The organism is Stenotrophomonas sp. INTA L402-1 (genome assembly GCF_059295135.1).
Map to the genome: position 1 here is coordinate 14,353 of NZ_JCAFWP010000008.1, position 13,864 is coordinate 28,216.

General features: G+C 67.3%; 6 protein-coding genes. 4 read left to right on the forward strand and 2 right to left on the reverse strand.

Annotation, left to right across the window (positions count from 1 at the left end):
- Positions 1–213: 213 nt before the first annotated feature.
- Positions 214–2,010 (forward strand): autotransporter assembly complex protein TamA, encoded by a 1,797-nt coding sequence (locus AC5O77_RS07050; RefSeq protein WP_012512516.1) that lies wholly within the window; start codon positions 214–216, stop codon positions 2,008–2,010.
- Positions 2,007–5,867, forward strand: a complete 3,861-nt coding sequence (locus AC5O77_RS07055; protein ID WP_317218075.1) for a translocation/assembly module TamB domain-containing protein — start codon at positions 2,007–2,009, stop codon at positions 5,865–5,867. The genes AC5O77_RS07050 and AC5O77_RS07055 overlap by 4 nt, the downstream gene beginning before the upstream one ends.
- Positions 5,868–5,919: 52 nt before the next feature.
- On the opposite strand, the gene AC5O77_RS07060 is transcribed toward AC5O77_RS07055, so the two are convergent.
- Together AC5O77_RS07060 and AC5O77_RS07065 are read right to left on the reverse strand one after the other, a co-directional pair.
- Entirely contained in the window at positions 5,920–7,020 is a 1,101-nt protein-coding gene (locus AC5O77_RS07060; protein WP_478057921.1) for a hypothetical protein, read from the reverse strand.
- On the reverse strand, positions 7,017–7,778 hold the full coding sequence (locus tag AC5O77_RS07065; protein WP_478057922.1) for a hypothetical protein: 762 nt from the start codon (positions 7,776–7,778) through the stop codon (positions 7,017–7,019). The genes AC5O77_RS07060 and AC5O77_RS07065 overlap by 4 nt, the downstream gene beginning before the upstream one ends.
- A gap of 263 nt (positions 7,779–8,041) precedes the next feature.
- On the opposite strand from AC5O77_RS07065, the gene AC5O77_RS07070 reads away from it, so the two are divergent.
- The gene (locus AC5O77_RS07070) at positions 8,042–10,189 is read left to right on the forward strand and encodes a S46 family peptidase (RefSeq protein WP_494506632.1); all 2,148 of its coding nucleotides are present in this window, start codon (positions 8,042–8,044) and stop codon (positions 10,187–10,189) included.
- A gap of 172 nt (positions 10,190–10,361) precedes the next feature.
- Positions 10,362–13,808: a hybrid sensor histidine kinase/response regulator gene (locus AC5O77_RS07075; protein WP_494506633.1), complete on the forward strand. Its 3,447-nt coding sequence runs from the start codon at positions 10,362–10,364 to the stop codon at positions 13,806–13,808.
- Positions 13,809–13,864: the final 56 nt, after the last annotated feature.

Here is a 13,864-nt window from a genome sequence, read left to right on the forward strand (position 1 = left end):
CGGCGGCTTTCCTGCAGGCCGCGCTGCGCGCTCGCCGGGCATGGCCCGGCGCTACCGGGCGGATGTCCATCGGGGTCATTGCCGGCATCGCGCGCGATGCCGGCATCCTCGCCTTCAATTGCGATGATCGCCACAAAGGCGCGTATTTTGACCGCCACTTAACAACCGATCCCCAATGACGTGATGCATTTCGCATCGTCACCTTCGGTCGGTATGCTGTGCCGCATGCAGCCAAAGAAATACGCCCTGCCGCTGATGGTCCTGACGCTGGCCGCCACCTCCGTGGCCCATGCGCGCGGCACCATCGACAAGGTGGACATCAAGGGATTGGACAAGGGCGACGACGCCGCAATCATCGAGAACATCCAGGAATCGCTGTCGTTGTACGACACGATCGGCAAGGAGCAGGGCGAATCGCGCCTGGAGTACCTGCTGTCACAGGCCGAGCGGCAGACCCGCCAGGCACTGGAACCGTTCGGGTACTACAACCCGGTGATCAAGGTCGAGGCGCCGCGCGAGGACGAGCACGTACGCGTGCTGATCCATGTCGACAAGGGCACCCCGGTGACCGTGCGCCGCGAGCACATCGACATCACCGGCCCGGCGATGTACGACCAGTACCTGCAGGACGACCTGGCCAAGTTCAAGCCGCGCAAGGGCCAGCGCTTCGTGCATACCCAGTACGAGGCCAGCAAGATCACCGTCACCCGCCGCCTGGCCGAGCGCGGTTACTTCGACGCCGACTACACCCAGCGCCAGGTGCAGATCACCCGTGCCGACAACGCTGCCGACATCGACCTGACCTGGGACAGCGGCCGCCGCTACAACATGGGCCCGGTGCGTTTCGAGCAGGACTACTTCGTCGACAAGCTGTTCGACCCGCTGGTCTACTGGGACCAGGGCAGTTACTTCCACGAGGGCAAGCTGGACCGGCTGCGCGAGTCGCTGACCAAGCTGGACTATTTCAGCGTGATCGACATCCAGCCGCGGCCGGACCAGGCCGACGAGAACGGCGATGTGCCGGTGGACGTGAAGCTGACCCGCGCCAAGCGCACCATCTACACCGCCGGCCTGAGCTACGGCAGCGAGAGTGGCCCGGGTGTGCGCGGTGGCATCGAGCGGCGGTGGCTGAACAACCGCGGCCACAAGATGAACACGCAGCTGGACTATGCACAGAGGCGCAAGAGCCTGGTCACCAGCTACCGTATTCCCGCCTTCAAATGGCTTGATGGCTGGTACACCTTCGCAGCCAGTGCCTATGACGAGCAGACCGATTACATCGACCTGCGCAACTTCAAGCTGATCGCCAGCCGCAGCGGCGAGATCAACGAGCACTGGACCGCGATCGCCTCGATCAACGCGCTGCGTGAGCGCTGGCGCTATGCCTCGGGTACCGAGTTCACCGACGCGGTCTACAACACCTCGACGCTGGTCTACCCGCAGATGGTGGCCGACTACGTCAACGTCGACGACGAAATGTTCCCGCGCAAGGGCATCAGCGGTACCGCGACAATGCGTGCCGGCGTCGAGGGCGCCGGCTCGGATACCAGCTTCGTGCAAGCCAACGCCGTGCTGCGCTGGTACATCCCGGTGGGTGAAAGCAACCGCCTGATCCTGCGCGGCGAGGGTGGCACCACCTGGACCAGTGATCTGGTAGCGATGCCGCCCAGCCTGCGCTACTTCGCCGGTGGTGACCGCAGCATCCGCGGCTATGCCTATCGCGAGGTGGGCCCGCGGACCCCGGCACCGGACAAGTACGCGCTGGGCGCCAAGAACCTGGTGATCGGCTCGGCCGAGTACGAGCACTATTTCAATGGTGGCCCGTGGGGTGCGGCGGTGTTCGTCGATACCGGCAGCGCCTTCGACAACACCATCGATCTGCATACCGGCGTCGGCTTCGGCGTGCGCTGGAAATCGCCGGTGGGCCCGGTGCGCGTGGATATCGCGCATGGCCTGAACAACCCGGATTCGCAGTTCCAGCTGTACCTCAACATCGGAGCGGACCTGTGAGTACGCCCGCACCCACTCCGAACCCGACCACGCCGCCGCGCGTGCGCTTCTACCGTCGCCGCCGCTTCTGGGCCTGGTCCGGTGTGGGCGTGCTGGGGCTGGTGCTGCTGGCCCTGCTGGCGGTGTACTGGCTGCTGCAGACCGTGGCCGGCCGCGATGTGCTGCTGGCACAGGTGGTGGCGCGGCTGCCGGTGGGCGCCAGCTTCACCTGGGACAAGGTGGACGGCCCGGTGGCCGGTCCGCTGACCCTGTACAACGTCGACTTCCGCTACGACGACATCCATTTCCACGCCGAGCGCGCCCATCTGGAGCCGGACCTGCGCCCGCTGCTGGGCCGCAAGCTGCTGCTGGACAAGCTGGAGCTGACCAACGCGACATTGAACCTGGCCAAGAGTGACGAGCCGTTCAAGCTGCCGTCGTGGCCCGATTCGCTGCCGCAGATCGAAATGCCGTTGGCGATCCAGGCCGATGCCATCGCCATCGACGGCTTCCGCATCAGCCAGGCCAACGAGCCGGTGATCGACATCAGTCGCGTGCGCGGCGGCATCGAGATCGCCAATGGCGAGTTCCAGGCACACAAGCTGGTGGTGGACAGCGACATGGGCAATTTCACTGCCCAGGGCCGCTACATCCCGGCCAAGGACTACGACACCGATGTGACCGTCACCGCGGTGCTGCCGGCGCCGCGTGGCCGCACGGCCGCCACCGTCGGCCTGGTCGCGCGCGGTGACCTGTCGCACATGGAAGTGGCCGTAGCCGGGCGCGCGCCGAAGCCGCTGCACGCGATGCTGGTGTTCGATGGCCGCACCGATCCGAGCTGGAGCGCCAGCATCCGCAGTGACGAGCTGGATCTGGCGCTGCTGTCGCCGGCACTGGCCAGCTCGGCGATCGCGCCGCTGGCACTGGACTTCACCGCCGCCGGCAAGGGTGGCAACGCCAACCTGCGTGGCAAGGTGAAACAGGGCGATCAGGAACTGGAACTGGCACCGTCGGTGGTGTCGCTGCAGGACCAGGTGCTGAAAGTCTCACCGCTGCTGGTGAAGGGTCTTGGCGGTGAGGCGCGGCTGGAAGGCACCGCCGATTTCAGCCAGGAAGGCCAGCAGAAGCTCAACTTCTCGGTGGTCGCACATGACCTGACCTACGTGCCAGCGGCGGACCCGAATACCGCCGGCAGCGCCCCGGTGCCGGTCACCTTGAAGGAAGCACGCTTCGGCCTGGCCGGTACCCTGAAGGCCTGGGCGGCGATCGGCCGCGCCGAGGTCGAGCGCGACGCGCAGAAGGCACAGCTGCACTTCGATGTGCGCGGCAACGATCAGGCCGCGTCGATCCATCAGCTGCAGGCGCAGACCCCGGGTGGCCAGCTGCAGGTGGAAGGCCAGGTGGCGTGGGCACCGCAGTTGGACTGGGATGCCAAGGCCACACTGAAGGACTTCGACCCCGGCTATTTCGTGCCGGGCTGGAATGGCCGCCTGTCCGGCAACCTGGCCTCCAAGGGCCGCCAGCTGCCGCCGCCGGCAAACGCACCGCCGGGTACCGCCGGCACGTTGGAAGCCACGGTCGATCTGCCGTCGCTGAAGGGCGTGCTGCGTCAGCGCAACCTGGACGCACAGGGCAAGTTCGCGCTGCAGGGCGCGCAGGGCCAGGGTGACCTGAAGCTGTCCCTGGGCAGCAGCCGGGTGACCGCTTCGGGCAAGGTCGGTGACCGCCTCGACATCGATGCGCGTTTCGAACCGCTGCAGCTGAGTGACCTGCTGCCGGGCGCCGATGGCGGCCTGCGTGGCCAGGTACAGGTGAAGGGCCCGCGCGATGCGCCGGACATCACAGCCGACCTGGTCGGCAACAACCTCAACTGGGACGGCTACGGCGCCGAGAGCGTGAGCATCAAGGGCCACCTGCCGTGGCGCGGCGACAGCGGCACGCTGGCGATCCAGGGCCAGCAGGTCAATGCCGGCATGCTGCTGGAACGCTTGAATGTGGATGCGCAGGGCAGTGTCTCCAACCTGCGCCTGGCCGCGCAGACCCGCAACGAGATGGGCGCGATCGAGCTGCAGGGCAGCGTGCGCCAGCAGGGCGCGCAGTGGCGCGGCGAGCTGGCCGCGCTGCGCATCGCACCGGTGAAGGGCGATGCCTGGTCGCTGCGTGCACCGGCGGCGTTCGCGATCAACGGCAGCAACTACACGCTGGGCGAAGCCTGCCTGGCCGCCGCCAGCAGCGGCACACTGTGCGCACAGGCCAACTGGCCGCGCGAGGGCCTGGTGGTGCGCAGTGATGCGCTGCCACTGGCGCTGGTGCAGCCGTGGTTGCCGCCGCAGTCCGGCCGTCGCATCTACCTGCGTGGCGATGTCAGCCTGGATGCGCAGATCCGCCCGCGCGGCAACGCCTGGGAAGGCCATGTGGAAGTGCGCTCGAAGGAAGGCGGCGTGCGCCTGGGTGAGAACCGCAATGCCGTGGGCGACACCACCCGTGGCGAGCTGGTGCGCTACGACCAGTTCTCGCTCAAGCTCGACATGACCCCGGCCAGCATCAAGGGCTACCTGGGCATGGGCTTCCAGGGCAACGGCTTCGTCGATGCCAGGATGCAGACCGGTTGGGAAGCCAGCGCGCCGTTGAACGGCGAGCTCTATCTCAACATGTCGCGGCTGTACTGGCTGGAGCTGTTCTCGCCGGACATCGTGCGACCGACCGGCCTGATCGAAGGCCACGTCAGCCTGCGCGGCACGCGTGGCCAGCCCTCGCTGGGCGGTGACGCGCAGCTGAGCAACTTCAAGGGTGAATTCCCGGCACTCGGCCTGACCTTCGACCAGGGCAAGGGCAGCTTCGTGGCCCAGCCCGATGGTTCGGCCAAGATCACCGCGCAGGCCAACTCCGGCCAGGGCACGCTGTACGTGGATGGTGGCCTGTCGTGGTTCGGCGATGCACAGCCGCTGCAGTTGAAGATCCACGGCGACAACGTTCTGCTGTCCAACACCAGCGAGCTGCGCATCGTCGCCAATCCCAACCTCGACTTCACCCTGGCCAAGGCCGCGATGGAGCTGCGTGGCACCGTGCACGTGCCCGAGGCCGACATCGATCTGGAGCGCTTGGACCGCGGCACCTCGGTGTCCGAAGACGTGGTGGTGCTCGACCCGGCCGATCCGGAAGAGTCGCGTACCTCGCCGCTGGACATGGAGCTGACCGTCAGCCTCGGTGACAAGGTGAAGATGACCGGCTTCGGCCTGAAGGGCGCACTGACCGGCAAGATGCAGGTCTGGGCCAAGCCTGGCCGCGAGATGACCGCCAATGGTGGGCTGGAAGTGAGTGGCCGCTACAAGGCGTACGGGCAGGACCTGACCATCACCCGCGGCAACCTCACCTGGAACTACAACGCGGTGTCCGACCCGCGCATCAACATCCGTGCCGAGCGCCGGATCGGTGATGTCACTGCTGGTATCGACGTGACCGGGCGTGCGCAGCAGCCGCGTGCGGACGTGTGGTCCGATCCGGCGATGTCGCAGTCCGAAGCCCTGGCTTATCTGGTGCTGGGACGCAGCCTGACCGGCGCCAGCAGCGACCAGACGCAGCAGGTCAATGCGGCCTCGGCGGCATTGTCGGCCGGCAGCGGCCTGCTGGCCTCGCAGCTGGGTGCCAAGCTGGGCCTGGACGATGCCGGCGTGAGCCAGTCGCGCGCGCTGGGTGGCTCGGTGATCGGCGTCGGCAAGTACATCTCGCCCAAGCTGTACGTCGGTTACGGCGTGTCGCTGGTCGGTGCCGGTTCGGTGATCACGCTGAAGTACCTGCTGCGTCGCGGCTTCGACGTGGAAGTGGAATCGAGCACGGTGGAAAACCGTGGGTCGATCAACTGGCGGCGGGAAAAATGACCGGGTCGGGGTCGGCGCCCTTTCCTTGATAGGGATCCGACCCCCGGCTTCTTCAGCTGCGACGGAGCCGCTGGCGGTAGCCGAACAGGTCCAAGCTCCACAGCAGCAGCGTACCCAGCAGCGCCGGCAGCACGCTGAGCACGGACAGCATCACCAGGAATGACACTGGCAATGCCATGCGGACGGACTTGCCCCGGCGCAGTTGGTAGCGGATCCACGCTGTGGTCAGCACGGTCCAGGCCAGCAGCCAGCACAACGGTGCCAGCCACAGCGAAGGCGAGGGCACCCACAGGTAGACGGTGGTACCGGCCGCTGCGATGGCAGCGCAGGCGACCGGCAGGGTCAGCCAACGCAGCCAGGAAGGTGGCAAAGACGGTTCTTCAGGGGCGCTCTGCCAGACGAACAGGTGACGCAGGCCAATGGCCAGCAGAGTGCCGAGCAGTGGCGCCAGCACTGCCGTGCCCAGCACGATCGCCCTGCGCTGCTCCTCCGACTGGTAGGGCAGCAGCATGCTGGCGATCTGGGTGGTGGCCAACGCGATGAAGGCCACCAACGTCAGCACCAGGCTTGCCAAGAGCGCACGCAGCAATGACAGCTGTGCCGCAGGGAGGTAGGTGATATCGCTGACGCCGGCCCAGAAACGGGCTTGGCCTGGATCGATGCCGGGCGGTACAGGGCGGTCCTCCTGGCAGCCCAGTACGTCCATCAACGCTGCGGCCTGGCGCGGCACGCGCAGCGGCAGCGCGGACATCAGATTGTGCAGGTCCGAACGCGGCTCGCGTAGCTGCCTGAGGCGGCTCGCAGCGTCATCGTGGCTGGTCCAGCGTCCGCCACGCGCCTCCATCTGCTGGGCTAGCATGTCGATCTGCGCGGGTAGCTGCAGCCAGTCCTGCCAGGCGTGTTCGGCCAGCTCGTGCAGCTCGCCTGGTGCCGGGCCACAGTCCTCTTCGTCCCAGCCGAAGGCCTGGTAAAGCGCCGCTGCTGCGGACAGGTTCATGGGGGCCTGCCGCGCGCGCAGCGCCTGCAGCACCCTGGTGCTTGCTTCATCGCGCTCGTCCAGGGACCACTGGCTGTGCAGGCCCTGGAGGTATACCGCGAAAGACTGCGGGTCGGTGGCTTTGGCGCGCTCCAGCAGGTCCAACCAGTTGCTCATGGGGTTGCCTCTTGTGGGGGCAGCAGGTTTGAACGATCACGGTCTGCATTGCACGGGGAGCCGGAAGACGCCCCGCAGAGGATGGCGATGGTGGCCAGCAGGGCGCACGCCAGAAGCAGTGCCAGAGCCACCGTTCGCCAGGTGAAGCGCCTGCGGGACGACACGGAACGGCGCAGGGCATCGCATGCGGCCGCCCAGAACAAGACCTGCCTGCGCTGCAATGGGGGCGGGGGCGACACATGCGCCATGACAGGCAAGCTGACCAGATAATGCAGTGTTTCATGCATCTCGCGCCGCGTGCGCGCGGACAGCGCTTGGATGCGCGCGCGCATTGGGTGCCAGGGTCCACTGAGCCGTGCGACACGAATGCGCGCCTGCGCCACCGAAACCGGCGCATTCTCGCGATGCATGTAACGGGCGAGTGCGGCCTCGTTGCCTGGCACCAGCAACCAGCACACGTGCATGCTGTGGCCGAGGGCGGCCATGTCGTAGCACTCGCGGATATTGTCCCGGTCATACCACAGGAAGTGATTGGCCAGCTGTTCGAAGTTCGCCTGCGGGAACGGCGTGGTGCCCTTCATCAGCCGTTGCCAGGTTGCCAATTTCACCGCGCCGGCATCCGCGGGTGCCTGCAGTTCCGGGGACTGCTGCAGCCAGGCTGCGAAGTCTGCTGGATCGCGGTGCTGCCCGTTGCGGACGATGCGGTCGGCAAGCGCCTCGGCGGCAGATGGCCCTGTCACTGCGGCTTCATCATTCATGCGTCGTGATTCCTTGCGGCTTGCCACGCAGGATTTCCGCTGCTGAGCGGCGCGTAGCCGGCCCGTTCACAGAACTGCCCCATCGGCGCTTTTCACGCCGATCAGCGAATGCGCGGTGCCCAGATCGATTCCTGCGATCATCGGTCCTTCCCTGGTATCCGTGCCTGATTCTAGCCAGCATTGGCGCCCCCAACCATCGGCCGTTGCCCCATCCGGCCCCAGCGGCTATGGTCCCGGGCTGTTCTGTCGTACCGGATTGCCCCATGTCACCACGCAAAGCCCTTCCCACTGCCCTGGCCCTGGGCCTGACCCTCGCCGCCGGCGCCCACGCCGATGAAGGCATGTGGATGCCGACCCAGCTGCCGGAGCTGGCCAAGCCGCTGCAGGCCGCAGGCTTCAAGGGCAATCCGGCCGACCTGGCCAATGTCACCGCACCGCCGCTGAGCGCGGTGGTGCGTGCCGGTGGCGGCACCGGCTCGTTCGTATCGTCGGACGGCCTGCTGCTGACCAACCACCACGTGGCGATGGGCGTGATCCAGTACAACAGCTCGCCCGAGCACGACCTGATCAATGGTGGCTTCATCGCCAGGGACCGCGCCGACGAGCGCCCGGCCAACCCGGACTTCCGCGTGCTGGTCACCGTCGGCTTCGACAAGGTGACCGACCAGGTGCTGGCGCAGGCGCGTGGCAAGACCGGCCGTGCCTACTTCGATGCCGTGGATGCGGCCAGCAAGCAGATCGTGGCCGAGTGCGAGAAGGACGGCAGCGTGCGCTGCTCGGTGGCCAACATGTACTACGGCACCGATTTCTACCGCATCGCGCAGCTGGAACTGAGCGACGTGCGATTGGTCTACGCGCCGCCGCGTGCGATCGGCAACTACGGCGACGAGATCGACAACTTCATGTGGCCGCGCCACACCGGCGACTTCACCCTGCTGCGCGCCTATGTCGGCAAGGACGGCAAGCCGGCCGCGTACAGCAAGGACAACGTGCCCTACCAGGCGCCGGCGCACCTGCAGATGTCGGTGGAAGGTCCGAAGGAAGGTGACTACGCGATGCTGGCCGGTTACCCGGGCATCACCTACCGCCACCGTACCGCGGCCGAATTCGCTGGCCAGATCGATACCGTGCTGCCGCGCCGCGTATCGGTGTTCCAGCAGATGATCGACACCATCGAGGCCGCCAGCGCCAAGGACGCGCAGGCGCGCACCCGCTACGCCTCACAGCTGCAGTCGCTGAAGAACAACCGCAAGCGCGCCGCCGGTGAGCTGGAAGGCCTGTTGCGCAGCGACGCCAAGGCCCAGCGTGCCGCCGACGAGACGGCGATGCTGGCTGCCACCGACCGCAAGTACCAGGGCGACATCAAGGCGCTGCTGGCCAACCTGTCGCAGGGTGCGGCGGTGGGCGAGCGTGACCTGCTGCTGGACCAGATGGCCGCACAGAGCCAGCTGCTGCGCTCGGCGCTGCTGCTGGAACGCCTGCGCATCGAATCGGCCAAGCCGGACGCGCAGCGCGAGAGTGGTTTCCAGCAGCGCGACCAGGCGATGATCGAAGGCGTGCTCAAGCAGGTCCAGCGCCGTTACGCACCGGAAGTCGAGAAGGCGCTGCTGACCACCCTGCTGACCCGCTACCAGAAGCTGCCGGACGCGCAGCGCGTGGCCGAGTTCGATACGGCCTTCGGCCGTACCCCGGAGCAGCTGGCAGCGGCGCTGGATACCCTGTACGCCGGCACCCAACTGGGTGAGGAGGCACAGCGCCTGTCGCGCTTCGCTGCTGCACGGGAAGGCAAGGCGCTGGCTGCCGATCCGCTGATCACCGTGGCTGGCCCGCTGGTGGCCGCGCAGCTGCGCATCGAGAACGAAAGCAAGACCCGCGAAGGCGAGCAGCTGCGCCTGCGCCCGGCCTACATGCAGGCGCTGTTCGCCTGGCGTGCCAAGCAGGGCCGCGCGGTGTATCCGGATGCCAACCGCACCCTGCGCATCAGCTACGGCAAGGTCGAGGCGCTGCATCCGCGCGACGGCGTGACCTACTCGCCGGTGACCACCGTGGCCGGCATCGTCGAGAAGAACACCAACGCCTATCCGTTCGATGCGCCCAAGCCGCTGCTGGCCGCGATCGCCAAGGGTGACTTCGGCAGCACCGCCGACCCGGCGCTGAAGACCCAGACGGTCAACTTCCTGACCAACCTGGATACCACCGGCGGCAACTCCGGCTCGCCGGTGCTCAACGCCAAGGGCGAACTGATCGGCCTGAACTTCGACAGCAACTGGGAATCGGTCAGCGCCAGCTGGTGGTTCGACCCGCGCTACAAGCGCGCCGTGCACGTGGACATGCGCTACCTGCGCTGGCTGCTGGCCAAGGTCTACCCGGCGCCGGAACTGCTGAAGGAAATGGGCGTGCCGGCGGAATAAGACCGGTTCCTGGTGGGTGCGCACCTCCTTTGGTGGGTGCCCACCGTTGGTGGGCATGGATGCCTCCGTCACGACCAACGGTCGTGACCCACCGCCATGACCCACCGCCGTGACCTACCCTCACGACCAACGGTCGTGATCTACTGGCCCCTGTCCTGACGGAAACGCGCGCGTGGTCTCCAGCTGGATCCTGCTGCTGGTCTCGGTTGCCTATGCCGCGCTGCTGTTCGGCGTGGCGTGGTGGGGTGACCGTCGGCCGATGTATCCCGACCGGCCGTGGCTGCGGCCGGTGGTCTACAGCCTGGCGCTGGCCGTGTACTGCTCGTCGTGGACGTTCTACGGCGCGGTCGGCACCGCCGTGCGCAACGGCGTGGGCTACCTGCCGATCTACATCGGCCCGCTGCTGCTGCTGTTGTTCGGCTGGCGCATCATCGAGCGCCTGGCGCTGATCGCGCGCAGCCAGAACGTGGTGTCCATCGCCGACTTCATCTCTTCGCGCTTCGGCCGCTCGCGGCGGCTGGCGGCGCTGGTGGCGATCATCGCGCTGATCGGCATCATTCCGTACCTGGCCCTGCAGTACAAAGCGGTGGCGATGAGCCTGCAGGTGCTGACCGGCAACACCGGCCCGACCGGCTTCTTCACCGATCCCGCGCTGTACGTGGCGCTGCTGATGGCGTTGTTCGCCACCCTGTTCGGTACCCGCCAGGTCGATGCCACCGAACACCATCACGGCATGATGCTGGCGATCGCCTTCGAATCGGTGATCAAGCTGTTGGCGATGCTGGCCGTGGGCGTGTTCGCCTACCTGTGGCTGAGCAACCGCACCGACGCGGTGGTCGAGTCGGTGCATACGCTGTTCACCGGCCTGCCGCCGGTGGGTTTCATCTCGCAGACCCTGCTCAGTTTCCTCGCCATCATCTGCCTGCCGCGCCAGTTCCACGTGGCGGTGGTCGAGTGCGGTGACGTGCGCGATGTGCGCCGCGCGCGCTGGATGTTCGGCGGCTACCTGGTGCTGATCTCGGGCATGGTGCTGCCGATCGCCACCGCCGGCGTGACCCTGTTCGGTACCGGCGGCAGCGTCGCCGACGACTCGATGGTGCTGGCCCTGCCGCTGGCCGAAGGCCGCAATGCGCTGGCGTTGATCGCCTATGTGGGCGGCTTCTCGGCGGCCACCGGCATGGTGATCGTGTCGTCGATCGCGCTGGCCACCATGGTCAGCAACGATCTGGTGATGCCGGTGCTGCTGCGTCGCAGTGGCGACCATCAGGAGGCCGCCGACGTCGCCTCGCGCGTGCTGTGGATCCGCCGCCTGGCGATCCTGCTGCTGGCGCTGATGGCCTACAGCTACTACCGCACCAGCAGCAACGACAGCACGCTGGCCTCGTACGGCCTGATGGCGTTCGCGGCGGTGGCGCAGTTCGCGCCCGGCCTGATCGGCGGCCTGTACTGGCGCGGTGCCAGCCGGCGCGGCGTCGAGGTGGGCATGCTGCTCGGCTTCGCCACCTGGCTGTACACCCTGCTGCTGCCGGCGATGACCATGGCCGGCTGGGTCGACGCCGCATGGGTGCAGCACGGCCCGTTCGGCATCGAGTGGCTGCGCCCGCAGCAGCTGTTCGGCATGACCGGCTGGGATCCGCTGACCCACGGCACCTTCTGGTCACTGCTGGTCAACGCGGCGACGATGATGCTGGTGTCCGCGCGCTGGCGGCCCGGTGTCGACGAGCGGCTTCGCGCCGCGCCGTTCCTCGATCCGTATGCCGAGCGTCCGTCGGTGGCCGGTGGCTGGCCCGGTCACGTGCACGTGGGTGACCTGCTGGCACTGGCCTCGCGCGTGGTTGGCGAGCGCCATGCGCGGCGTTCGTTCTTCGAGCAGGCGCAGTCGCTGGGCCGCGAGCTGCAATCCTCGGCGCCCGCGGACCGGCCGTGGGTGCAGTTCACCGAGCGCCTGCTGGCCGCCTCGATCGGTGCGGCGTCGGCACGCCTGCTGCTGACCAGCCTGCTGCGTGGCTCGGGCATGGATCTGGGCGAAGTGGTGGCCGTGCTGGACGAAGCCGGGCAGGAGCTGCGCTTCAACCGCGAAATCCTGTCGACCACGCTGGAGAACATCAGCGCCGGGGTCAGCGTGGTCGATCCGGACATGCGGCTGACCGCATGGAATCGCCGCTACCAGGACATGTTCGGCTACCCCGACGGCATGCTCTACGTGGGCCGCCCGGTGGCCGACCTGATCCGCTACAACGCGGAGCGCGGCGAGCTGGGCGAGGGTGATATCGAAGTGCAGATCAACCGCCGCATCGGCTACATGCGTGCCGGTTCACCGCATGTGTTCGAGCGCACCCGCAGCGATGGCAAGGTGATCGAGATGCGTGGCCAGGCGCTGCCCGGCGGCGGTTACGTGACCAGCTACAACGACATCACCGACTACAAGCACGCGGAAAAAGCACTGCTGGAAGCCAACGAGACGCTGGAACAGCGCGTGGCCGAGCGCTCGCATGAGGCTGAGGTCGCGCAGCAGTCGAAGACCCGTTTCCTGGCGGCGATCAGCCACGACGTGCTGCAGCCGTTGAACGCTGCGCGCCTGTTCGCCTCGGCACTGCGCGACAGTGATCACGTGAGTGACGAGCAGAAGCATCTGGCCGAGCGTGTGGACGCTTCGTTGCGTGCGGCCGAAGAGCTGCTCGATGGCCTGCTGGATGTGTCGCGGCTGGATGCCGGTGGCCTGCACCCGGTGATCGGCGAGTTCGACGTGAGTGCGCTGATGCGCGAACTGGCCGCGCAGTACACCCCGGTCGCGGCCGGCCGTGGCCTGCGCCTGGACCTGTTCGCGCGCCCGGCATGGGTACGCAGTGACCGCCGCCTGCTGCGCCGCGTGCTGCAGAACTTCCTGGCCAATGCGTTGCGCTACACCCGCCAGGGTCGCATCGTGCTGGCCGTGCGCCAGCGCGGCGATGAAGTGGAACTGCAGGTGTGGGATACCGGCCCCGGCATTCCCGAGCACCATATGCGTCAGATCTTCGACGAGTTCCACCGCTACCAGCAACCATTCGACTGGGGCGAACAGGGGTTGGGCCTGGGCCTGTCGATCTGCCAACGCATCTCGCGCCTGCTCGACCATCGGTTGAACGCACGCAGCCGGGTCGGCAAGGGCTCGATGTTCTCGATCATCCTGCCGCGGGTGGCGCCGCTGCCGGGCTACACCGAGCTGGCCACACCCGCACAGACCGTCCCCGCGCCAGTACGCAGCGATTCGCTGGCGGGCCTGCGTGTGCTGTGCGTGGACAACGACGAGGAGATCCTCGACGGCATGCGCGCACTGCTGGGCCGTTGGCAAGTGCAGGTGATCACTGCGGCCACCGTCGACCAGGCGCTGGAGAAGATCGTCGAGCGCCCGCAGGTGATGCTGGTGGATTACCACCTGCACGACCGCATGGATGGCCTGGATGCGCTGGTGGCGCTGCGCGAGGCGGCCGGTTACCCGCTGCCGGGCGCACTGCTTACCGCCGATGGTCGCGACGAGCTGAAGCGGATGGCGCGCGAACGCGGCTACCGCGTGCTGACCAAGCCGATCAAGCCGGCCTCGCTGCGCGCCTTCCTGGGCGCGCTGCGCGATGCGCAGTAGTGACGGCCGCTTGGCAGTAGATCCACGCCATGCGTGGATGTGATGCACTGGTAGTG